Source organism: Psychrobacter sp. UBA3068, from assembly GCF_002366815.1.
Classification (GTDB): Bacteria; Pseudomonadota; Gammaproteobacteria; order Pseudomonadales; family Moraxellaceae; genus Psychrobacter; species Psychrobacter namhaensis.
This window is the reverse complement of record NZ_DFBY01000022.1, coordinates 46,311-69,411: the sequence shown is the minus strand read 5'-3', so window position 1 is coordinate 69,411 and position 23,101 is coordinate 46,311. Positions and strand designations below refer to the sequence as shown.

The following is a 23,101-nucleotide window of genomic DNA, read 5'->3' as shown; positions in this document are numbered from 1 at the left end:
TGCATGGATAAAATGTCGGCATAGGTATACTTATCAGGATTTTAGCCTGAAATTACCCATTCAACCGCTCGATATATTGATATGTCAATCATAACTTTCCCTCTTTTATAAGAGCGGTTTACTTATGTGCTTTTTTACAAGCATTTTAGTCTCTAGGACACACCCTAGATTATTGCTAAGTGATAAAGGTAAGCTTGCGGCGGCCATGAAACGATTAGCCATACGCTCAACATCCTACTATTTCTTATTTTTTTATCGTTGATAAGGTTACGCTTTATTTATGAAAGCCAGTCAATTTTTATTTGCCACACTAAAAGAAACCCCAAGTGATGCCGACATCGCCTCAAGCCAGTTGATGGTGCGGGCCGGCCTCATTCGCAAAATCGCTTCTGGGTTATATATTTGGTTGCCCATGGGGCTGCGTGTCTTACAAAAGGTCGAACGTATTGTTCGTGAAGAGATGCAAAATGTCGGCGCGCAAGAAGTGCTGATGCCCATGACTCAACCTGCAGAGCTTTGGCAGACGACGGGACGTTTTGACGATTATGGTCCTGAGCTACTTCGCTTTAAAGACCGTCATGATCGTGACTTCGTGCTTGGTCCCACTCACGAAGAGGTTATCACCAATCTTGCTCAAGGTGAGCTACGTAGCTATAAGCAGCTGCCGATAACTTTCTTTCAAATTCAAGGCAAGTTCCGTGATGAGATTCGTCCGCGCTTTGGGGTGATGCGTGCTCGCGAGTTCACCATGAAAGACGCCTATTCGTTCCATCTTGATCAAGCATCATTGGCTAAGACTTATCATGACATGTATGACGCCTATACCCGCATCTTTACCCGCTTGGGTTTGGATTTCCGCGCGGTACAAGCAGACACAGGTTCTATCGGCGGTTTTGCCTCACATGAGTTCCATGTGTTGGCGGACAGCGGCGAAGATGACATTGCCTTCTCTGACTCATCTGACTATGCGGCCAATGTTGAGCTGGCAGAATCTGTGAGCACAGCTGAGCGTCAACCGCCTAGAATGGAGCGTGAAGACGTCTTAACAGAAGGCATGACCAGCTGTAAAATGGTTGCTGAGCATTTGGATATCCCACTTGCGACCACGGTTAAAACTTTGATCGTACATGGTCATACCGAAGCCGATGAGCCACAACTGATCGCTGTCGTATTGCGCGGTGACCATCAGCTCAACACCATCAAGGCTGAAAAAATCGAAGAAGCCAACGTACCATTAACGCTCGCCTCAGATGAAGAGCTAAAGGCAGCTGGCCTGCATAAAGGCTACATTGGTGTTGACTTAGACATGCCTGTGTTCGTTGATCGCTCGGCCGCCGCCTTGTCAGACTTTGTCTGCGGTGCTAATGAAGTCAATAAGCATACAATCGGTATGAACTGGGCACGCGACACGCGCATTACTCGCATCGTTGATGTGCGTAATGTGCAAGAAGGCGACCCTTCTCCCGATGGCAAAGGCAGCCTAAAAATCAAACGCGGTATCGAAGTGGGTCACATTTTCCAGTTGGGTGATAAGTACTCACAAGCGATGAACTGTACGGTATCGGGTGAAGACGGCAAGCCCGTCACTCTCATGATGGGCTGTTATGGTATTGGGGTTAGTCGTATTATTGCCGCTGCCATCGAGCAAAACAACGATGAAAACGGGATCATGTGGCCAACCACGCCGACCGTTGAGGACTCTATTGCGCCTTTTGAAGTGGCCATCATACCGATGAAGTCAAAAGAAGAAACAGTCATGCAAACGGCAACGGCACTCTATGAAGAGCTAAAAGCTCAAGGTGTCAATGTGCTACTTGACGATCGTAACGAGCGCCCAGGCGTTAAGTTTGCAGATCTAGAATTGATTGGTATTCCGCATCGTATTGTCGTCTCTGACCGCAATCTGGCAGAAGACAAGTACGAGTACGTCAATCGCCGTGAGACCGAGAAGCAAATGCTAAGCCGTGAAGACGTATTGGCAAAAGTAAGCGGTAAGTAGCCCTTTCAATACAGACTGCTCAAGCAAAAGCGCCTATCTCACTGAAGAGATAGGCGCTTTTTTATTAATAAAGCTGATCGTATCTGCTTATTTATCACCAACTCTATAGCACTTACTCATTGACGAATCAAACGGCTGGGCTTAGGCAGCAAGCTTATATCGCTAACGCGGCAAGGATTGATATCGATACCACCGCGGCGTGTATACCAAGCGCGCACCATCAGCTCACTTGGCGCATAGCATCTGCTCAAATCAGCAAATATCTGCTCAACGCACTGCTCATGAAACCCATTATGCTGACGAAAACTCAATATATAACGCAGCATGTTGGCTTCATTAATGGGGTGTTCGCTCCTGATCGAAACGGCTAAAGTGCCCCAATCTGGCTGATTGGTCACAGGGCAGTTACTCCGCAGTAGATTGGAGTAGAACGCATAAGGCTGACTGCTCCCCCTTACTGCCCTCGTACTGCTCACTTCTGTGTCATGATGACGCAGCAACGACGCATCAGGGTGCTCAGTTAACGCGATTTTGTCAGTGCTGTCTGACAACGCATCATCAATACAAACCCCCTCAGGCTGGGCAATTAAAAGCTCAGATGCTTTGTCATTTAGATCCTCATTTAAGCCAAACAGCGCGACCTGCACATCTGCTTGCAAACAGGCAGACAAATCTTTAGTTATCAACGCTTGTACGTCGTCCCAGCTGGCAAACTCAGTAAAATTAATACTATTCAGATATAGCTTAAGTGACTTTGACTCTACGATAAATGGTGAGCTGGCAGGGATACTAAAGCGCGCGATAGCAACCTGCGAGACGCCTTGTGTATTAAGCCACGACATCTCAAAAGCCTGCCACCAATCAACACCCACCGTTAACTTATCTGTTTGCCAGCCAATAGCGTCACGTCCCATACTGCGTGCAATAGGATATAGCGTCTCTGGGCTATACGTGGTTGGATAGTCGGTGGTTTGCTCACCCAAGATGCCGTGAATACTCATTTACCTTCCTAATATTAAACCGTTAAAAATTTATTGTACTCTAACTTTTACGAATCAGTCCGATAGAGAGTACCTTGACCCAAACTTTACATGAGTCACACTACCTTTTGGCCCAAAACCTTACAAGCGTACGCGTGAGCCACTACTCAGTAAGCGATAGGCGATGGTATAAAATATCGCACAAAAGACAAAAATAGCGGCCATCGAATACCAAACATTGACATCCGAATAGCCTAGGATGCCGTAACGGAACGAGTTGACCATATAGACAATAGGGTTCAAAAGCGAAATATTTTGCCAAAATGGTGAGAGATTTTCCATCGAATAAAAAACACCACCAAGATAAGTCAATGGTGTGAGCACAAAGCTTGGAATGATAGAAATATCATCAAATGAGCGAGCAAATACGGCATTGATAAAACCGCCCAGTGAAAACAAAATAGAGGTGCCAAGTACAGTAAATACCGTCACGAATAAATGCTCGATACCAAGATCAGTAAAGAACAGCGCCACTATTGAGACAATGACACCAATGGCCAGTCCGCGAAAGATACCACCACTGATATAACCCATCAAGATCGCATGCTTAGAGACTGGTGATACCAAAAGCTCCTCGATGCTGGCTGTAAACTTGGCACTAAAAAAACTTGAAACCACGTTGGAGTAGCTGTTGGTAATGATAGACATCATAATCAAGCCAGGCACGATAAACTGCATATACGGTACACCGCCCATCTCACCCACACGTGAGCCAATCATCTTACCAAAGATGACAAAATACAGGCTCATTGTGATAACGGGCGGCAGCAAGGTCTGTGGCCAAATACGTAGGATTCGACGAATCTCTTTAAACCAAATAGTACGAAAAGCGATCCACTTCTTACTCCATGACATGGTTTTGCTAAGATCCGTTTTATTGCGATCTATCAGTTCCTGACTCATAACCCTGCCTCCTTCATACTGTCTGAACTTTGAATGTTTTTATCCACTAAACGCATAAACAGCTCTTCTAGTCGATTGGCTTTGTTCCGCATACTCGCCACACTGATGTCCTGCTCAGACAGCTGATCAAAGACACCGTTTAACGACTCACCTTCTGTCAAGGTGACTTCCAGCGTCTGATCATCTGGTTGTGCTATCCCCGTCACTCCTGTCAAAGCCAGCTGACGGGTGAGCGGTGTATTTAAGTCAAAAACAAATGTTTCAACGGATAACTGCGCCAATAAGTCTTTCATCTCTGTATTGATACGAATTTCACCATGATCCAAAATAGCAATGCGCTTACATAACTGCTCAGCTTCTTCAAGATAGTGAGTGGTCAGAATAATCGTGGTTTTTTCTTCAATATTAATCTGCTGCATAAACTCCCACATAGAGCGGCGCAGCTCGATATCAACCCCAGCGGTTGGCTCATCAAGAATCAACAGCTTGGGCTTGTGAATTAAAGCCCTAGCAATCATCAAACGGCGCTTCATACCACCTGATAACTCACGTGATTTGTTGTCACGTTTGTCCCATAGACCAAGCGCTGTCAGTAGCCGCTTCGCCCGTGGACGCGCTTCTTTGGCAGGAATACCAAAATAACCTGCTTGGGTGATCAAGATATCTTGTACTTTTTCAAACTGATTAAAATTAAATTCTTGCGGCACCACGCCCAGATACTGCTTGGCAATGGAAGGATTTTCTAGCAGGTCGGTGCCAAAAATCTTCACGCTGCCTGTGGTGGGCTTAAACAATGAGCTGATAATGCCAATCATCGTTGACTTACCGGCACCATTTGGCCCAAGTAATGCAAAAAACCCCCCTTGGGGGACGGTCAAACTGACATCCTTGAGCGCCGAAAACCCATTGTCATAGGTTTTGGATAAGTTCTGGATAGAAAGTGCTGGTACCTCAGACATGAAGACCTCTTTATTTGTTATAAACTTATATAAAAAATGGTTTTAGAATAATAGGCCGTGTTGAACATTCAACGACGACACTGACAAAAGCGCCGTGAAATATTTAACACACTCTACTATCTAGAAAAGATACTGTCATGAAATGAGGCTGTTGAGGATGAATTTCAACTGCAGCGGCTTGGAAGGCGTATATTAATAACAGTTACCATTAAAAAAGCGCCTATCTCATCAAATGAAATAGGCGCTGTACAGACAGACATCGCAAATTTTATTAGCTTGCTCCATCAATCATGTAGTCCACCGCATTTTGGACTTCTTCATCAGGGATATCAGCACCACCTTTTGCAGGCATGGCGTTAAAACCATTGATAGCATGGGTATATAACGTGTCTTTACCTTTTGCTATACGTGGCCCCCAAGCGCCAGCATCGCCAAAAATAGGAGAGCCAAGTAAGCCTGCCCCGTGGCAAGTCTGACACACAGCATTGTACACAGCTTTACCATCACGAGGTCCGTCACCTGCTGATGGGCCAGCGGCACGTGGTGTCACATCACAAACGTCATCATCTTCAAAGCACACATTGGCAACAGGCTGAATACGTGCGATCAGATTAGGGTATAAAGCAATCAGTTTTTGCACTTGCGGTGTATCTTGCGGAATGGGCTCTTCTTCAGCAGCAGGCGCTGCAGCGGCCGTTTCTTCAACAGCTGCGCCATCTACTTGCGCGGCTTCATCAGGAGAAACTTCGCTCTCTGTCGTCACTGCCGCAGCTTGGGTGTCATTACCTAGCTTTTGAGGAACATTTTCTACCACTTCCTGCGCTTCTGCTACGTCAGTAACAGTGACAGAAGGCCCTGCCACATCTTCAGCTTGGCTCACCGCGATACTAGCGATTCCTAGAATGGCAGCTGCCGATAACATAACTACTTTTCTCATTCGTCACGTTCTCTTATTACATGTACAAAGGCTGGCACGGCTCGGACATTCTGTCTGTCCTCCTTTAATGACCTCTCGTCATCAATAGCAAACAGCCATCCCGCGTGTCAGCACACTTGTAATCGGTGATTATAAATATGAATTCTCCCTGTCATTATAAGGGAAAAGGCAGGTAAATTGCCATGCCTGTTTCATGACTATGCTGTTTTTTCTTAAAAAACATCAATCCTTGTCTTCATTTATTGGCTTTATGACTTTTATTTGTTAGACTAAGCGGTCTTTATTTTTCGACACCTGATACCGCTTATAACCTCGTTTAAGCGTTATGTTGTTTAATACAAGATGCCGTTGTTATGATGCGCTCGTAGCTCAGTTGGATAGAGTATCGGTTTCCGAAGCCGAGGGTCGTGGGTTCGATTCCCGCCGAGCGCACCAATCATTGTATTTCACCCTTCCCTAGCATTACCTCAAACCTCCAAAACCCTTTATTATCAACACATCAAGTCTTTAACTATTACTTGTCATTACCTAGTAGCACCTATAGAATGTTGTTAAATCTGTTGTTAAAACATTTAACATCTTTTGGGGCTGGCATGAATAAGAGAAAAGACTACCTACTCACTGACAATGGCGTAAAGTCTATCGCCAAGCAGTCAGCACCCGATAAGGTCACCCGTCACAGTGATGGCAATAGCTTATATCTGATACAACACCCTAACGGTTCATTATTTTGGCAAATGTCATACCGCTATCAATCGGACAAAGATATTCAGCCCAAACAAAAAACCTATCAAATCGGTATCTATAAATCATCAAAGCAAGCCATTGACCCCTCATTCAAGCCGCAAGTATCGCTCAAGCAAGCGCGTATCGAACGTGACAAGGCAAAAGCATTGCTTGCTGATGGTATCGACCCCACCGCCCATAAAAGCATCGAGAAAAATAACTTTGAGCAAAAGGACCTATTCAAAGCCATTGCCAAAAGCTATATAGATGAAAAGTCTAAGACCACGACCAAGAATGTACAAAAGCTACAAGGGTTTTTGGACAATCATATCTTGAAGCACTTAGGCGCATACCCTATTGGTGCCATCACCGCGCAAGACATCATTAAGACAGGGCTTGCTATTCAAGTGACTTTCGAGCAGCAAGGCAAACACACCTCAGAGACCGCGCATAAGTGTATGGGGTTGATTAGCGCCATCTTTGAGTATGCTATTAATACGCTAGGTTATGATATTACTAATATTGCTATTGGACGTAACAAGGCACTTAGACCGCATAAAGCCGAACGTATGAAAGCGGTAGAGCAGCACCAATTCCCCGACCTACTCCGCAATATTGATCAATATATTAGTAATCACCCAAACGCTCATGAGCAGACCGTAGCAGGTTTACAGCTGATGACACTGTGCTTTGTGCGCACCAAAGAGCTTAGGCACTTTGAATGGTCAGAGATTGATTATCATAAAAGCGTATGGCGTATTCCAGCCGCTAAGATGAAAATGCGACAAGATCATATTATCCCTCTGTCACCGCAAGCAATGGCTATCATCGAGCGTATGCGACCCTTAACCGAACATACAGGCTATGTATTCTATAACTTTGAGTCAAACAAACCCTATAGTGAAGCATGGTTTAATCAGGCATTACAACGTATGGGTTACACAGGCGATCCCTACCCTAAGATGACTGGCCACGGTTTTAGGCAGCTTGCCAGCACGGGGTTGTATGAGCTGCAATTTTCTGAAAGTTTGATAGAGATACAGCTCGCCCATTTAGAGCAATCGAGTGTCAGACGGCGCTATGACTTATCAGAGCATCTAGCTGAGCGCCAAATGATGATGTACCGATGGGCAAACTATCTTGATGACCTACGTGCTGGCAAGGCGATCAGCTTTGATTTACTGACTCCTGATGAACTGGCTAAAGAAATGGATAGTAGAAGTGAGCAAGCCACTGATATAGCGTTGCATGACAAGGATATTTTGATAAAGAGCTTACAGACGCAAGGCGTATCACCTGAGGTACTGGCCAAACTTGCCGAGCAGCTTTAACAACAACATTTAACAACATCGCTTTACTCATGATCGCCAGCATTGGGCTGGCAAGCCGAACTTGATAGCGTTAATTGCTGTCACAACCGATTGCAAGGCTAGGACTAATTACCCGAACGACAGCAACCGCACCCTTAGCTGTCAGCGCCTTGCACCTTTTTTTCTTTAGGGGTGTGAGGGTGCGAATGTGGACTTATATAGTCGTTTGATGGGTATTGAAGAAGTGGTTGAGTATTTGAATGAAAAGACAGATAGAGACTTCAACCAAGATAAAACCCTTAAATTCATAAAGGAAAAAAATATACCGATAGTTTTCGAATATGAAGGATGGGCAACATGGGAATTTCAACATAAAAGCGAATATCAATCACGTCATATACAAGTGAGTGGTTACTTTAATTTTCGAAATAGTAGCGAAGCCGTAGGAATTTTTAAAGGTTTTTTAGAAGAGATGAATATAGGCGAAGCTATTATTTATCAATTGAACTCTTGCTACATTCGTAATAATGCGCCTGAAGGTATCACGCCCAAAGAAGGCGATGCTCTTTTATTTACAACTGGTGGGCGATCACCCTTGTTTAGCAATCTGAATACTCAAAATACTATAAAGATTGATAATGATAAAGTTGGTGTACTTAAAAAGGATTTAGAAGAGTATTTAAATAAGATGCAGATTGAGCACATGGATAGTAAAACCAAAATAGAAATATTAGAGTCTACAATCGAACAGTTAGAAGCTGAAAAGGCTAACCTAAAATATCAGCATACTGAAACACTAACAGCCGCCAATAAGAAGATAAAACAGCAAGAGCAAGAGGTAAATAGGCTTAATGACCAGTTAAAAGAGCAAGCTGATACCAGCGATATATTAAGTGACCGCAACGAAAAGAGCTATCAAACGACTATAGGGTTACTACTAGAATTGATGACTGTCCCAAAGATAGAAGGCGATAGACCACCATTTACCAGTGAAGCGGTAATTATTGGTAAGATTGCTGATAAATCAATTTATGGGCAAGGTAAAACCACTTTAGAAATGCGTTTTAGAGATGTAAAAACGACTTTAGAGCAAACAAAAAAGAAAGCATTTAAACCTTGATAGCTACTACCCCGAAATAAATCCATACCTCAGTTGAGGTGTGAAACCACCTCAGCTAGGGTGCTGCAAAAACCCCCACCCCTTAACATTCATCTCATAGCGAAGCCAATTACTGGCTATAACTAACCCCGCTATGGAGTGAACTATTATGAACTTAGTCGATCAACATCTAAGAATGGCAGACCTTGCCAATCAACCTGAGCGTAAAGCCAAAACTTATACCACTAGATCAGGCCAACAGCGCACTATCACCGCAAAAGCCGCCACACGCGGTATCACAGGCTTTAGTGCTAAGCACATCTACCATCTAATCAATCAAGATAAATTCCCAGCCCCCGTAAAAATCGGACGGGCTAGTCTATGGCGCTTGTCTGATATTAATGCATGGCTTGCCAGCCATGCCGCAACTACTAGCGAGGTATAAGCCATGACTACCTCAAAACAGCCAACTAAACAAACCTATAGTCAAATTATTATGGCGCACCTAATGACAGGCGCAACTATCACCATATGGGACTCTATCCGTCTTTATCAAATCACTTGTTTGGCTCAACGGATCAGTCAGTTACGCGCTAGTGGTGTGAGCATTGATGATGAAATGGTCACGCAAAATGGCAAACGGTTTAAGCGTTATTGGATAGCCCAGCCAGCCAATACTACCGACAGCGAGGTGAACTAAATGAGCATAACCGAACCATTAGAAGTCTTAGCTCCGCGCCTAGTGGCAGTGGACACTTATACGCTGTGCCATGTGGACGACTACATACAAGACGTATCGAATGATTGTGAAAGCCTTGCTTATGCCTTGAACCTTATCGAGACAGCCGACCCAGCAAGTAAGGGAATAATCGTTGCTGTCAGGTCTGCCTTGTTTGCTCAAAGCGAGCACGCCAGCAAAGTAAGCGCGGACATCATGGGTAAGCTAATCTTACAAGACGAGGTAGCAATCAATGAGTAATCAAATAGTAGTATCAGCCGACCAGTTAGAAAGTATCAATGAGCAGATAGTGTTATTGGGTATTGATGCAGGTCATTTAGCAATGGCGCTGCAAGCCGTACAAGTAGATTGCGCGGTATCAGGTGGTGTGATTAATTCGGTCATCATGGCGTTATCAGGTAATGCCACTATCAGTGAAGACTTAAGCGACCAATTAGACGGCATATTATCAGCACTACAGGAGGCAACAGACCATGAGTAATGATAACAAAACCAATCTAAAGCCCCGCCATGGGCAACCCAGCACCAGCCAGCCACATAAGCGTGGCTCACTACTTAGCTTTATCATATTCATGGTATGGGTAGCAGGTATTGGCTTGCTACTGTCATTGATAGCTTGCCAGCCAAACCAACCTGTAATCTCCATTATAGGGATAAGCAGCCTATGAAAACCTACTACAAGAGATATAGAGCCACATGCCAGCCGAACCAGTCGCAAGCAAGGGGGAATAGATGACCACTACACTACAAATTGACAGCCAAGAAAAAGCCCATGCGGACAACATGGGCGGCTTCATTGGCTATATTGCTGATATTGATAATGCAACACCTGAACAACGCGCTCAAGATGCTGATTTGAGCCAGTTAGACAGCTTGCAGGATGATTTAAGGCTACCAACCAATCACATCGATAAAACACGCTATCTAGATGATGATATTAGCATGAGAGGTGGCAATAGCAAAGGCGGAAAGTTACCTGATACTAAAGGCAGTTATGGGCTTATCATGGTCAACAATAAAGCCGAACCCGTAAACATAGCAGCGCATAAGCCCAACAGCGACAAATTTCCTATTATATCCGACAACACACAAGCTAGTGCCTATGCTATCGGCTCAATGAGCCGTGACAGTGACTGGTGGCTAGTGACTAGTTTAAGTGATGCCGTCTCGTTATACGCTAATTTAAGCAGCAGCGACCCTAATCTCACTGTTTTAGCGTGCCTCAACCCTAACATGTTTGATATGACGTTAAGACACTTTAGCGAAGTCAAAACCATTCATATTATGGACACAGCCCAGCACAAGGATAGGCTTGTTAACCGGCTGGCAGGTATAAATGCTATTGCTCATATAACCATAGATGACATTATTTGCAGACTGAATGAGGGTGACTTAATAAAAAACCTTATTGCAGATGCGGACACTATCGAGCTTGAAGTGCTGGCATGGGGTGAACCTGAACCCTTAGCCAATGATCCAAGCAGGCCAACACCCTATCCTATAAACGCGTTCACGGGCTTATTAAGACAAGTCATTGAAGCCGTGGCGTATTACGCACAAGTACCGCTTGCGATGGCAGGTCAATGCGTTTTGGGGGCGTTGGCACACATGGGACAACGTTTCATTGATGCACCTATGGGGCATGGTCACATACCAGCCAGCCTTATATTAATCACAGAGGGGGAAAGCGGTAGCGGTAAAACGCAAGTAATGGGTTTAACTCACTTTAAAATAGAGAAGCATGAGCGCCAACAGTATGAGAAATATCTGCAAGACCTAGAAGTATGGGAAAATGACAAGGTAGGATTAAAGGGTGCTGAATTAAAAGAATACCTAAACAATACGCCAAAGCCTACCAACCCCAAAACCGTTTTTGATGATGCAACGATTGAACCTATCTTAGATAAGTTTGTTGATGGTGAGATTAGTAACGCGTCATGGTCAACCGATGAAGCAGGACAATTTTTTAACGGTCACACTATGAAAGGTGATACTGCAGGTAATGCACTAGGCGCTATCACCAAGTTACATAGTGACGGCAGAGTATCAAGACAACGTTCTCAAAAGTCAGCCCACGCTACACCGCGCACCGATGCTTATGACGTTCGTATGACACTATTGCTTCAAGGTCAGCGCGTGATATTGGAGCCAGCATTGACCGACCCACTAATGAACGGGCAAGGTTTTTTGGCACGGGCGCTTATCGCTTGCCCTGAGGACTTACGCGGCAAAAGGGTTTGGAATGATGAGCAGCGCAATAGTGACAATCCGTATAACAATTCTAATTTAATAGAATACTGGTCACGCTGTCATGCCTTACTTGACCCATTGCCAGCAAGCCAGCCGAATGATAGTACAGGCACGCCGCAGCGCATCAAAATACAATGGGAAAACGACCACACAAAACAAGTATTTAGTAACCTTAAACAAGGTATAGAAAACCGTCAAGCAAATGGACAACAACTAGAGTATTTAAAGGCCTATGCCTCACGTATGGCAGAAAACGCAAGCCGAATCGCATCGTTGATAGTATTCTTTGAGGGGCGTAATACTATCACTATAGACGATATAACACGCGCCTTTATGTTGGTAGAGTATTCTACAGTCGAACGCCTACGCTACCTAGATGCACCATCAACAGGTGAGCAGAACGATAGCGAGAGGCTAAGTAGCTGGCTAGTAGATAAAGCTAAGATTAAAAATACTAATAAGTTAAATAGAACTTATATTGCTAATAATGCACCTAATCCTATGCGTAAAAGCACAAAGTTATTACAGATTGAGTTAGACAAATTAGAGTCTGCCAAACACATCACGCAAGAAATGGAAGGTCGTAGCAAGGTGATATTTATCAACCCTAAACTACACGAATAGTATTAACGCTTAAGAAAACTTGCTTAAACTGCTTAAGTAACCTTTAGCCTTTATAGTTAGGGATTTCTAATTAAGACTCTTAAATCTTAAACTTGCTCAAAGTGCTTAAACTTAATTTAAGGCAAGCCAAATTGAAACGAATTTAAGCAGTTTAAGCAACGCTAAGCAAACACCTATCTTAAGCCAATCGCACACCTATTGTAGGTTACAGCCAACTTAAGCAGCTTAAGCAGCTGTTCTTAGATATTCAACACGCTGGTAAGCCATACAAGGCACTTTATGTATTCGACCCTATAGGCAAGCAGTAGTGCTATGTGGTAGTGATAAAACAGGTGACAAGCATTTTTATGAGCGAATGATGCCAATAGCCGAAAGCATCTATTAAGCATATCTTGAGACGCTAGATAACAAAATGAGTAAGTTGACAAATTTAGATGTAGTATCTTCGTATTATGTCCAAACCCAATCTAATAATGAAAGGCAGATGTGTATCGTCTGCCTTTTTTCTTGATAACGGTATATTTATTGATAACTAAACCCTAATCCAAACTTGGATTACCCCTCCTAACTGCCGTCATTTACTATCTCTGATCCCATAAATCAGGAAGCAAAACCGTGGAAGCAAGAGAATTAGGAAGCAAGAAACGACTTTTGTGAAATATTGGAATCACGTCAATCGCTTATTGTACAATACGTACAGCGGAATAATGGAATGAAAAAGGAAGCAAGAGGAAGCAGAAAAAAGGCTTTTATGCGTCTAGACAAACACTATCCTTAACCACCTCTTATTCTCTGTAGAACCTATTCTGAGTCCTAAGCCCTCAGCTTCGTATCAAGCATCAAACGAATAAACTTCTTAAACTGATCAGGATGAGACAGTAGGTGCATGGTCATACCTTCATAGGCTTCTTGGCTCTCAAATAGCGCGTCCATAGCGGCATCAGGATAGCCACCTAACATGATTTGATCGGTACTGTTATTACTAAACTGCTTTACCACGATCTCATTTTCTGTGACCTTATCCCAAATGGTGTTTTGGAAATTGATCATGTCTTTATCGGTAAAGTCCTCGCCAGCAAACACTTCGTTCAATCGATTAATGACTTTTGACAACAGCTCTTCTTCTTTATCCTTAGGTTTGGCAGTACCAGCACCGCCGCCAGCTTCCAGCTCGCCGCCGCCCTCTTGTAGCTTTAGATCTTGCTGGTGCAGTTTTGAGACACGGTAATGGCTCATGACGATGTTGGTTAGATCAATATCATCTTCATTGTCCACACTTTCACGTAGTAGCGGCTGTAGGTTACGCGCGTATAGGCTCAGCTTTTCTAATTCTTTGTCGTCATAGTCCACGATTTGCGACATAAACTCATACTGGCGGGTAAAAGTGCCTAAATCCTTTTTAAAGATTTCTAGCGCATCTTGATCGGCCTTAAAGCCTTTGTAGTCATTCTCAGCATTGGTCATCAGTACCACATCGCCCGTGGCTTTGGTACGCTCAAGCATTGCTTTGGCGTGCTGTGCTTGCTCACGTGCTTGGCTGTAGCGTTTTTGCCAACGTTCGACCGCTGGCTTGCAGATATTGCTAATGGCCGCGTTAGACTTGTGCTTACTATAGAAAGCATCAACGAATTGCTCTACCTCATTCCATAAAAAGATACCGCTGGCACGCAGCTTCTCATACAGATCAAACACCTGATCAGGGTCAGACACATCCACTAAGGTTACGGTCTCATAGTATGGTTGGAAGGCTTCCAAAATATCGTCAGGATCATTAAAGAAGTCGAGCACAAACGTACCGCTCTCTGCTTTGCCTTTATAAGTACGGTTCAGCCGTGAAAGGGTCTGTACGCAGTCCACGCCTGTGAGCTTCTTATCCACGTACATGGCGCACAGTTTGGGCTGGTCAAAGCCCGTCTGGAACTTGTTAGCGACTAGCATCACTTGATAGTCATCACTGTCAAAGGCTTTACGCATATCACGGCCTTTGAGGCCAATATTCATATTATGCTCGGTGAACTTCTCGCCAAGCAGTGCGTCGCTATCAGGATCATTATCATTAAAGGTGACTTCCCCTGAGAACGCAACCATCGCATTGATGCCGCGATAGCCACTATTTGCAATATAATTATCAAAGGCTATCTTATAGCGTACCGCTTCTTTACGTGAGCCTGTTACTACCATGGCTTTGGCTTGTCCGCCAAGTAAGCCTTTAATATTGTCGTTAAAGTGCTCAATGATGATCTTAACTTTCTGCGCAATATTATGCTCATGAAGGCGCACCCAGCTACTCAGCTTAATCTTGGCGCGGCGAGCATCAACTTCATCATCAGCAGCGGCCAGCTTTTGGGTGAGCTGATACATCACTTTGTAGTTGGTGTAGTTTTTAAGCACATCTAAGATAAAGCCCTCTTCGATGGCTTGGCGCATGGAATAGACATGATAAGCCGCTGGCAGGTTATCTTTAGAAGCTGGCAAGTCAGGATTGGGCAAACGGCCAAACAGCTCAATGGTTTTTGGTTTAGGCGTGGCGGTAAAGGCATAATAGCTTAGGTTAGGGCTGCTACGGCGGGCGGCAAGTGTGGCGTCTAATATATCTTCGCTAGATAGCGGCGCGTCATTCTCAGTAGTATGACCTTGCTTACTCTCTATATCACCTGAGACCAGCACTTCTTTGAGCTGGCGTGCGGTAGAGCCTGTCTGTGACGAGTGAGCTTCATCGGCGATGATGGCGTAGCGGCGCGACTTAAGCACACTTGAGTCTTCAATGGCTTTGAGTACAAACGGGAAGGTTTGAATGGTCACGATAATGATCGGCTGTGAGTTCACCAATGCGCTAGCTAACTGCTCAGACTTTGAGCCGTCACTCTCTTTTCTATTGATCTTACCGACCACGCCATCGGCATGTTCAAACTGATAAATGGTGTCCTGCAATTGGTCATCAAGCACGGTACGGTCGGTGATGACAATGACTGAATGAAACTGCTTATCGCCGTCACTGTTGTATAAGGTGGATAGCTGATGGGCAGTCCATGCGATAGAGTTAGACTTACCCGAGCCAGCGCTGTGCTGAATGAGATACTTTTGACCCGCCCCCTCATCAATGGCCGCATTAACAAGCTTAGTCACCACATCCCACTGATGATAGCGCGGAAACATCATGGTCTCGCGTTTGGACTTGCGGCCAATCGCGTCCTCTTCCTCTTCGATCTGCAAGTGCATAAAATGCCCAAGGATTGCCAGCAGGTTATCAGGCGTTAATACTTCATTCCATAGATAATCGGTGGCATAGCGACTGCTATCGGCTGGCACGTCATTACCCGCACTGCCCTCACTTGTACCTTTGTTAAACGGTAAGAAGTACGTGTTCTCGCCTGCCAGCTTCGTGGTCATATAGACTTCATATTGACTGACTGCAAAGTGAACCAGTGCGCCACGCTTAAACGTCAGTAGCGGCTCAGATTTTTTAGTATCAGGGTCTTTAGGTAGGCGTGTACGCTTATACTGAGTAATGGCATTTTGTACCGCTTGCTTAAACTCCGACTTTAGCTCCATCGTGGTCACAGGCAAACCATTGACGAAGAGCACGATGTCGATACGGTTACGCTTAGCGACTTTACCGTCTGTTTCGCCTTTTGGACTACCCTTTAGGCTGGCATGCGGACTATACACCACCTCAGGAACCACGCGGCAGATATTGGCCTCGTAGCGTGCCATGATCTCAGGGTTGAGGCTGTGCTCAGGCTTGAACTGACATAACGAAAAGCGCGCATTACGAATCTTGAGGCCATGACGCAGTATGCCAAGCGTGCCATAGGTGCGCGAGGCTCTATCGGTAGCTTGCTCATCGGCCTTGTTCAGTTGCTTCACCAATGCGCTGATAAAGTGGCGCTCAGAATCAATAGGAAAGGTACGACAAAACTTCTCCCACTCCTGCGGCTGGGTGCTCTGCACAAAGTCGAGCACGTCTTGCTCATATAGTGCGGTCTCAGCCGTATAGCCGCTGGCATGACCCAGTTGCCAGCCTTTCGCTTGCATTTGAGTGACGATATCGGCTTGGAAGACAGATTCGTAGGTGACATTTTGCGTATTCATAGCAGTATTGGTCTGGGTCATGGTTTGACTCTTATTATTAAGTTATAAGTTGGGCTTATGAGATCAGCCACACTTTATTGATTTCAATGATCTGATACTCTCTACCTTCGATAACTTCTGTTCTTATAATTCTGCTAGGGTCAGTCTCTTGCAGTATTTCTATGTCGTACTCATCGGTCATATCATAAGCTCCAATATGCCGACTAAGCTGCCAGATATGGCAATCTAAGTACTTAGCAGTGTTTGCATTGTAGTGAATAGAGCTTTGGATACCATTTTTGGGCTGTTCATCTACTGGCTCAAAGGTATTTATATAAAAGTCTTTATAATCTTCTATCGCACAAACCACTTGTGAGCGACTAATGTACTCTTCATATAGCCAGATTTGTAGATAGTAATGAGTTTGCATACTCTCTAAAGTGTTTTGCCATGACTGATAGATTTTTTGCAAGTTTTTAATCAGTAAATACTCACAGTCGCCTGTTGGCTCAGGATAAATACTATTACCTAAAGCCAAGCGTGACCATGGTTGTACTCTAAACTTAACGTAGTTTCTTTTTTCTTGAGTTAGTAGATCAGTATTAAGGCTCTTACGGCTATCACCCCATTGCTCAATAGCACGCTTACGGCGGTTGATGCCGCGTATTTTGCGATATTTAATTTTCTGCTTTTTCATCTCACTATACCTCTCTATCAAAATCTGTAGAGACCACGATAGTATTTCTTGCCATATCTCCAGACTTTTTAATTAAGTCAAAACTGGTCAAGCTTTCAAAGTGATGAATAGCTATTACTTCAGCAAATAACATGTATATATAAAATGAAGCAGATACGATAGAAAATAAAGAGTAGTTGAATATTGCCCAACCAACCGCTATAACACTGAATATGAAGTTTCCCACAATCATACAAGCACGAATGCTTAAACACTTTTTCTTCAAAATATACATCTTGGTCGGTATGATAATTTCGTCGTTACGAATGACGACTAACTTATCTTTATTTAGAAATCTTAATTCTGAAATGGTTATTAATCGCAAATCTTTCCTCAAAAGTACTTCAACCTGCTCCCACGTAAAGCCTTTTAGATACGTTATATTATTTATCTCTAAGTCTTGCAGATACTTCTTACTGTTCTTAATACACTCCTGTCTATCAAGCACACTCTTTGTCTTCTCTAAATCGCCTTTTTTTTCAGAAATTCTATCAGTTATTATCTTATAGCTAATACCAATAAATGCACAGAATGCCATTATTATCTGAGTCCAAACACTAGCATCCATAGGTATACTCCACACTGAAACCTCACTCGCCTTCAAAGGTGCGACGTTCTTGCATGATTTAGATTAATTATTCATAGCCACCAAATACTAGCGGCGCTACCTAATAGCCGCTAGGACTGCCTAACTGCCAGCCTTGTGCTTGCATTTGAGTGACGATATCGGCTTGGAAGACAGATTCGTAGGTGGTATCGGTCATGTTAAGTCCGTTTATAGTATTATTTTTTTTCGAAAAGTGCTTTTAAATAACTATCTACCTTTAAAACTTTCTTCATAGCTAGATAATAGAAAGTGTGACATTGAGCCTGCTAGATTGACTGCTAATTCTGCATGTCTTGGCTTTGGCTTAATATTAATAACACCTTGTCCGTGAGCGTCACCAACACTGTTTCGCAATTGACCCAAACCATTGACTATACCTGAGCATCCACCAAGAATTTGTTTGAAGATCAAGTTTGTCTCATATTGGCTAGCAGACATTTTTAACAGCTCAGAGGTTCTTTTATACAGTTCTGATAAGTCAGAATTCTTATCATATGAAACGCGCTCAAGATCTAAAATGTGTTTACAGACAGATTCAATAAGGCTCCTAGATAAAGTGATTGCACCCTCTGGGTCATTGACTTTACGGTCTATAGCTTTCTTCCACATTCCATCGATATAGCCAGAGTTTATAACTTCAATGGATTTCTCAAAGGCAGGACTCATTCCTGACTTATCAAATTCTATTGCTTCAATTAAATTTTGAAACTCGCTATAGATAAACTCTCTACGTTCCGCATATGAGCCATACCTATGCTTTATCATCTGCCAAAACTGGTTTAAATCCCTTGCGTGTCTAACGAAGTCTGGCACTAAAGTATTAAATTGCGATTCTAAAATCGTTTTTCTTAATATGGCATAATCGCTATTATTACCATCTCCACCAGTAGCTCTAGAAATCAAGATATTTTGAAGTCCTTGAGCTTTATCATAAAGCGTTGGTAAGTCACGTAAAATATTACTCATTGTATTTCCTATTATTCTTTATTCTATAAACACACTACGAGCTACTATAGTTTATTAATATAAAATGCAAATGGATTTCAACTTACAATATTTTAAATATCAGGCGCAACCCAGCCCCGAACATCAATCTTCCCCGTGACGGCGGCCGATATTAAAGCAGTGCGACGTTCTTGCATGAGTTGAATGGCTTTTTGTGCTTCTGAAACTAGATTATCAAAAACCTTCATTTTTTCATTAATATAATCTAATAACTCATGAGCTTCTTCATTTGGTAATAAGAAGCATGGCAACTCTTTAATAATATCTTGGCTAATATTCTGCATAGAAGAACTAGCCCCTGAAGCTTGTAGCTCAATCTGTTCTCTGACAGGCTCAATAGAAAGGTATAGTGCTATCAGCTCAGGCTGTATATTCGAATTGAATCGCAAACGATATAACTTATCGCATAGAAGTAGATTGTTGTAGTCTTGATCAACTACTGCCGCACTTCCAACAAGTTCTTTCGTGTTTGCTCGTGAAATCAATAAGTCACGCTTTTCTATCAAGTACTGTAACCTTGGCTGCAACTCAGGCGGCAAAGCTTTATTCTCAATTGAGTGAAAACTGCCATAGTTAACACAGCCCACTTTCAAAACGCCATATTCATCACTTGTCGCTGGACGAGAATCACATTGAGGACTCCAACCCTGTTCAAACATAGAGGTAATATATTTTATTCTGGTTACTTCCCAATGCTCAGGCACTTCCCCCAACCATTCAACGCCTGAACCTTTCATCGGTGCATCAGGATTTAAGCCTTTAGTCACGGCATGACTAATAACCGCTTGGCGCTTTTCTTTTAACAGTTGGATAAGGGTTTGTTGCTTTTTGATTAAGGTATCGATTTGGGCGGTCTCATAATCAAGAAAATTGGTAATTAAGTGCTGTTCACTAATAGGTGGAAGCGGCACATTAAAACTACCAAATTTATCTGTCGTCAAATGCTGCATAGTTGAGCCATGCGATGATTCGTTCAACTCTCCCATAAACCATTTTGCAGTCCAATAGAAATACTTTTCTATAATTTTATTTCTATTTACTTTGACTTTATATATATGCTGATTTAGCCAAGCCTCTTCCTTTTGCCAAATATATACATCTAAAGTTGCAGACCAAGAAATTAATATATCCCCTTTGAAAACATGATAGCGCTCAGGAGCAATAAAAGAGGTTCTATTTATATCTGCATCTTGGTTAGTTAGATTCTGTATTCTAATAATTGGAATGCCTTTATCAGTCCAGTGCGTAGGTTTAAAAGCAAATCCATTTAAGTAATTACCTAGGTGCTTTACTTTGCTTAACTCCCATGAATCAGGAATTTTTACACCATTTAAATCTTTATAGTTTTCATATTCAAGAAGCCTAGCCATTACGAATGCACCTCACCCAATAACTGCATAATCTCGCTGCTGACAGCATCCAAGTCCGCATCGATATCAGCCAGCGGGCGCGGTGGCTCATAGACATAGAAGTGACGGTTAAACGGTATCTCAAAGCCCACAATGCCAATCTCTTCATCGATAGTATCTGTCTTATCGGCATTGATCCATGCCTCAGGCACATGTGGCTGTACTTCACGGGCGAAGTAACTTTCGATCAACTCAGTGGTCGTCACCTCAGGATTCAGCGGCACGTTTTCATAATCACGTAAGTCGCTGTCGGTTTGGAACTCTACAATTTTGGCTGGCTTGTCTGCTTTTTGATTAGTCGCGGTAGGCTTATAGCTAAACGCACCATAGAGCGGATTGGCAACCTTGACCGCTTTTTTGATGACGGGTTCTGCTTCAGAATTTTTCCAAGTGATCGCATCTAGCAGCTGTTTCTTTTCTTTAGCATCAAGATTCACATTAGTATCTTTTAACGCTTGTTTAAACACTTTTTCAAACTCATTAAAGTCATCGAATTGATTTTCACCGATAGCCGCTTGCAAGGCTTTGGCTTTATTCATAATCTCAAGCTGATCCTGCCAAAGTTTGGCATCAAGCACATCTTTAATTTGCTTTTCTTTTAGCTCGCTAAAGTCGGCCTTAATCATTGCACGCGCTTCTAAGGTGACCGCTGATAAGTCGCCATAGTTATTATTGTCAGTATTATTTTCGCTATCAGTCGTCCAGTGACTACCAAATGCCTCATACAGCGCTGGCATGACCATATCAAACGGTTTAGGCGCATAACGCAAGGTTTCGATAGCATCATCAGATAGTTGAGCGGATAGACGTAGCGGACGCTCAATGGTGATGCGGCGATAGCCAAATTCATGGGTGGCAAATATCTTACTGGCGAAAGTCTTAGCAGGCTCAGCTTTAGGACTGGCAGACTGACGACCACGATTAGACTTCACGGCTTCTGGCTTATCTAACACACGCGCATCAACCACTTCAAAGTCACCAAAGCTACGGATAATGGTCTTGATATCGTCATCGCTCATCTCATTGCGCTTAGAACCTAATGATTTACGCATCTTGCTGTATAGGTTACTACCATCGATCAATTGCACATGGCCTTTACGCTCAGGCGCTTTCTTATTGCTGAGTACCCATACATAGGTCGCGATACCCGTGTTGTAGAACATATCGGTAGGCAGGGCGATGATGGCTTCTAATAAATCGGCCTCAAGGATATAACGGCGAATCTCGCTCTCGCCACTCCCTGCGCCGCCCGTGAATAGCGGCGAACCATTTAGGATAATACCGATACGGCTGCCTTGGTTGTTATTCTGGTTGCTATTTTGACCATTACTAGCTTCTTGCTCATTAGTAGTGATCGGACGCATCTTGCTAAGCAGATGCATCAGGAACAATAGCGAACCATCAGACACGCGCGGCAAGCCAGCCCCAAAGCGACCATCAAAGCCTTTTTGCTCGTGCTCGTCTTTGATCTCACCTGATATTTTTTTCCAATCGACCCCAAACGGCGGGTTCGATAGCATATAGTCGAATTTCTCAGCGACCAGCTGATCACTAGACAAAGTATTGCCCAGCTTAATGTTATTCACCTCTTGCCCTTTGATCAGCATATCAGCTTTACAGATGGCATAAGACTCAGGGTTTAGCTCTTGCCCATAGGTACGCATGACCGCATCAGGGTTCAGCTCTAGCACGTATTCCATACCAGAGGATAGGAAGCCGCCCGTACCTGCTGTAGGATCATAGATGGTGCGAATAATGCCGTCTTTGGTCAGGGCGTCATCGTCTTCCATAAATACCAGTGAGGTAGTTAAGCGGACGATATCGCGCGGGGTGAAATGCTCCCCTGCGGTCTCGTTCGAGCTTTCAGCAAAGCGGCGGATCAGCTCTTCAAACACAAAGCCCATTTCATGGTTAGATATCGTCTCAGGGCTAAGATCAGTAGTGGCGAACATCCGCACGACTTTATACAGCAAGTTGGCATCGGCTAGCTGACCGACAAACTCTTCAAACTTAAAGTGCTCAAATATCTCACGTGCGTCTTTAGAGAAAGATTGCACGTAAGTATTGAGGTTATCTTTGATATCGCTTTGACCCATCTTGCTGAGATCCATCGGCGAGGTATTGTAGAACGGTCGCTTGCTGGCACGCATGATGAATTTTTCTTGTGCTTCCTCTGGCAAACCTTTCTCAGCGATACGTTGACTCTCTGCAACGACAGCGGCTTTAGTATCTTCTAATACACACTCTAAACGGCGCAATAGCGTAAATGGCAGGATGATGCGGCCGTATTGAGATTGCTTAAAGTCACCGCGTAATAGATCAGCGACAGACCAGATGAAAGCCGCTGTTTGAGAGAAATTTTTGGTCATGGAATTGTCTTATTGTTTGTTGAGCAAGGATAGAGTTTTTAGATGGTACGTTAGCAATGAGGTGATACCCATCTTAGATAAAATATGACCATCATAAGGGTATTCGACATTACTCGGCAAGTCTGTATGTGAGATTTATAAGGAAGATCGGTCATTTTTTCTTCGTGCAAAAATTCAATGTATGATGCGCGCGGCAATTTAACCCCATGCAAGCAAAGTGCAATTTGATTTTGGTATCAGCACTGACGCTGTTAAAGGTGAGGGAAAATACAGGAAATTGACGAAAAAAAGGAAATATTTTTGTCAGTTTTAGAAGTC

19 protein-coding genes and 1 tRNA gene are annotated in these 23,101 nt (G+C 43.5%); 10 read left to right on the top strand and 10 right to left on the bottom strand.

Features of this window, described 5'->3' with window-relative positions:
• Positions 1 to 280: 280 nt before the first annotated feature.
• Entirely contained in the window at positions 281 to 1,999 is a 1,719-nt protein-coding gene (locus B2P60_RS05445) for a proline--tRNA ligase (protein WP_193006068.1), read from the top strand.
• Between the two features lie 116 nt (positions 2,000 to 2,115).
• Here B2P60_RS05445 and queF read toward each other — a convergent pair whose 3' ends face one another.
• The 4 genes from queF to B2P60_RS05425 form a co-directional block, all read right to left on the bottom strand.
• Entirely contained in the window at positions 2,116 to 3,000 is an 885-nt protein-coding gene (gene queF / locus B2P60_RS05440) for an NADPH-dependent 7-cyano-7-deazaguanine reductase QueF (RefSeq protein WP_286739925.1), read from the bottom strand.
• A 120-nt stretch (positions 3,001 to 3,120) separates the two neighbouring features.
• The gene (locus B2P60_RS05435; RefSeq protein ID WP_193006081.1) at positions 3,121 to 3,894 is read right to left on the bottom strand and encodes an ABC transporter permease; all 774 of its coding nucleotides are present in this window, start codon (positions 3,892 to 3,894) and stop codon (positions 3,121 to 3,123) included.
• A gap of 44 nt (positions 3,895 to 3,938) precedes the next feature.
• Positions 3,939 to 4,901, bottom strand: coding sequence for an ABC transporter ATP-binding protein (locus B2P60_RS05430; protein WP_230709181.1), 963 nt, complete (start codon positions 4,899 to 4,901; stop codon positions 3,939 to 3,941).
• 271 nt (positions 4,902 to 5,172) lie between these two features.
• Complete coding sequence (locus B2P60_RS05425; protein ID WP_286739922.1) at positions 5,173 to 5,838, bottom strand: c-type cytochrome; 666 nt, start codon at positions 5,836 to 5,838, stop codon at positions 5,173 to 5,175.
• A 358-nt stretch (positions 5,839 to 6,196) separates the two neighbouring features.
• On the opposite strand from B2P60_RS05425, the gene B2P60_RS05420 reads away from it, so the two are divergent.
• The 9 genes from B2P60_RS05420 to B2P60_RS05380 all read left to right on the top strand — a co-directional run bounded on the left by B2P60_RS05420 (position 6,197) and on the right by B2P60_RS05380 (position 12,586).
• Positions 6,197 to 6,273 (top strand) — tRNA-Arg (locus tag B2P60_RS05420).
• A 158-nt stretch (positions 6,274 to 6,431) separates the two neighbouring features.
• Positions 6,432 to 7,895, top strand: coding sequence for a tyrosine-type recombinase/integrase (locus tag B2P60_RS05415; protein ID WP_286739920.1), 1,464 nt, complete (start codon positions 6,432 to 6,434; stop codon positions 7,893 to 7,895).
• A gap of 187 nt (positions 7,896 to 8,082) precedes the next feature.
• Entirely contained in the window at positions 8,083 to 8,994 is a 912-nt protein-coding gene (locus tag B2P60_RS05410; RefSeq protein WP_286739917.1) for a hypothetical protein, read from the top strand.
• A gap of 148 nt (positions 8,995 to 9,142) precedes the next feature.
• Positions 9,143 to 9,418, top strand: coding sequence for a helix-turn-helix transcriptional regulator (locus B2P60_RS05405; RefSeq protein WP_286739914.1), 276 nt, complete (start codon positions 9,143 to 9,145; stop codon positions 9,416 to 9,418).
• A gap of 3 nt (positions 9,419 to 9,421) precedes the next feature.
• Positions 9,422 to 9,673, top strand: a complete 252-nt coding sequence (locus tag B2P60_RS05400; protein WP_286739913.1) for a helix-turn-helix domain-containing protein — start codon at positions 9,422 to 9,424, stop codon at positions 9,671 to 9,673.
• Positions 9,674 to 9,952 carry a hypothetical protein gene (locus B2P60_RS05395; protein ID WP_286739912.1) on the top strand — a complete coding sequence of 93 codons (279 nt, stop codon included), beginning with the start codon at positions 9,674 to 9,676 and terminating at the stop codon, positions 9,950 to 9,952.
• A complete protein-coding gene (locus B2P60_RS05390; RefSeq protein WP_286739910.1) occupies positions 9,945 to 10,193 on the top strand; it encodes a hypothetical protein in 249 nt (82 codons plus the stop codon). The genes B2P60_RS05395 and B2P60_RS05390 overlap by 8 nt, the downstream gene beginning before the upstream one ends.
• On the top strand, positions 10,186 to 10,380 hold the full coding sequence (locus B2P60_RS05385; protein WP_286739908.1) for a hypothetical protein: 195 nt from the start codon (positions 10,186 to 10,188) through the stop codon (positions 10,378 to 10,380). The genes B2P60_RS05390 and B2P60_RS05385 overlap by 8 nt, the downstream gene beginning before the upstream one ends.
• A gap of 64 nt (positions 10,381 to 10,444) precedes the next feature.
• Positions 10,445 to 12,586 carry a DUF3987 domain-containing protein gene (locus B2P60_RS05380; protein WP_286739905.1) on the top strand — a complete coding sequence of 714 codons (2,142 nt, stop codon included), beginning with the start codon at positions 10,445 to 10,447 and terminating at the stop codon, positions 12,584 to 12,586.
• A gap of 813 nt (positions 12,587 to 13,399) precedes the next feature.
• Here B2P60_RS05380 and B2P60_RS05375 read toward each other — a convergent pair.
• The 6 genes from B2P60_RS05375 to B2P60_RS05350 all read right to left on the bottom strand — a co-directional run bounded on the left by B2P60_RS05375 (position 13,400) and on the right by B2P60_RS05350 (position 22,783).
• Positions 13,400 to 16,699: a type I restriction endonuclease subunit R gene (locus B2P60_RS05375; RefSeq protein ID WP_286739903.1), complete on the bottom strand. Its 3,300-nt coding sequence runs from the start codon at positions 16,697 to 16,699 to the stop codon at positions 13,400 to 13,402.
• A gap of 34 nt (positions 16,700 to 16,733) precedes the next feature.
• Positions 16,734 to 17,354: a hypothetical protein gene (locus tag B2P60_RS05370; RefSeq protein ID WP_286739901.1), complete on the bottom strand. Its 621-nt coding sequence runs from the start codon at positions 17,352 to 17,354 to the stop codon at positions 16,734 to 16,736.
• Positions 17,355 to 17,358: 4 nt separating this feature from the next.
• Complete coding sequence (locus B2P60_RS05365; RefSeq protein ID WP_286739898.1) at positions 17,359 to 17,961, bottom strand: hypothetical protein; 603 nt, start codon at positions 17,959 to 17,961, stop codon at positions 17,359 to 17,361.
• Positions 17,962 to 18,207: 246 nt separating this feature from the next.
• Positions 18,208 to 18,966 (bottom strand): abortive infection family protein, encoded by a 759-nt coding sequence (locus B2P60_RS05360; RefSeq protein ID WP_286739895.1) that lies wholly within the window; start codon positions 18,964 to 18,966, stop codon positions 18,208 to 18,210.
• Between the two features lie 92 nt (positions 18,967 to 19,058).
• Complete coding sequence (locus tag B2P60_RS05355; protein ID WP_286739893.1) at positions 19,059 to 20,375, bottom strand: restriction endonuclease subunit S; 1,317 nt, start codon at positions 20,373 to 20,375, stop codon at positions 19,059 to 19,061.
• Positions 20,375 to 22,783 (bottom strand): type I restriction-modification system subunit M, encoded by a 2,409-nt coding sequence (locus B2P60_RS05350; protein ID WP_286739890.1) that lies wholly within the window; start codon positions 22,781 to 22,783, stop codon positions 20,375 to 20,377. Before B2P60_RS05350 ends, B2P60_RS05355 begins: the two co-directional genes overlap by 1 nt.
• Positions 22,784 to 23,101: the final 318 nt, after the last annotated feature.

Coding starts and splice junctions, on each gene's coding strand:
- B2P60_RS05415 (WP_286739920.1), top strand. CDS start 6,432: ATGAATAAGAGAAAAGACTACCTACTCACTGACAATGGCGTAAAGTCT.
- B2P60_RS05360 (WP_286739895.1), bottom strand. CDS start 18,966: ATGAGTAATATTTTACGTGACTTACCAACGCTTTATGATAAAGCTCAA.
- B2P60_RS05400 (WP_286739913.1), top strand. CDS start 9,422: ATGACTACCTCAAAACAGCCAACTAAACAAACCTATAGTCAAATTATT.
- B2P60_RS05425 (WP_286739922.1), bottom strand. CDS start 5,838: ATGAGAAAAGTAGTTATGTTATCGGCAGCTGCCATTCTAGGAATCGCT.
- B2P60_RS05445 (WP_193006068.1), top strand. CDS start 281: ATGAAAGCCAGTCAATTTTTATTTGCCACACTAAAAGAAACCCCAAGT.
- queF (WP_286739925.1), bottom strand. CDS start 3,000: ATGAGTATTCACGGCATCTTGGGTGAGCAAACCACCGACTATCCAACC.
- B2P60_RS05390 (WP_286739910.1), top strand. CDS start 9,945: ATGAGTAATCAAATAGTAGTATCAGCCGACCAGTTAGAAAGTATCAAT.
- B2P60_RS05430 (WP_230709181.1), bottom strand. CDS start 4,901: ATGTCTGAGGTACCAGCACTTTCTATCCAGAACTTATCCAAAACCTAT.
- B2P60_RS05380 (WP_286739905.1), top strand. CDS start 10,445: ATGACCACTACACTACAAATTGACAGCCAAGAAAAAGCCCATGCGGAC.
- B2P60_RS05350 (WP_286739890.1), bottom strand. CDS start 22,783: ATGACCAAAAATTTCTCTCAAACAGCGGCTTTCATCTGGTCTGTCGCT.
- B2P60_RS05395 (WP_286739912.1), top strand. CDS start 9,674: ATGAGCATAACCGAACCATTAGAAGTCTTAGCTCCGCGCCTAGTGGCA.
- B2P60_RS05365 (WP_286739898.1), bottom strand. CDS start 17,961: ATGGATGCTAGTGTTTGGACTCAGATAATAATGGCATTCTGTGCATTT.
- B2P60_RS05405 (WP_286739914.1), top strand. CDS start 9,143: ATGAACTTAGTCGATCAACATCTAAGAATGGCAGACCTTGCCAATCAA.
- B2P60_RS05370 (WP_286739901.1), bottom strand. CDS start 17,354: ATGAAAAAGCAGAAAATTAAATATCGCAAAATACGCGGCATCAACCGC.
- B2P60_RS05375 (WP_286739903.1), bottom strand. CDS start 16,699: ATGACCCAGACCAATACTGCTATGAATACGCAAAATGTCACCTACGAA.
- B2P60_RS05435 (WP_193006081.1), bottom strand. CDS start 3,894: ATGTCATGGAGTAAGAAGTGGATCGCTTTTCGTACTATTTGGTTTAAA.
- B2P60_RS05385 (WP_286739908.1), top strand. CDS start 10,186: ATGAGTAATGATAACAAAACCAATCTAAAGCCCCGCCATGGGCAACCC.
- B2P60_RS05355 (WP_286739893.1), bottom strand. CDS start 20,375: ATGGCTAGGCTTCTTGAATATGAAAACTATAAAGATTTAAATGGTGTA.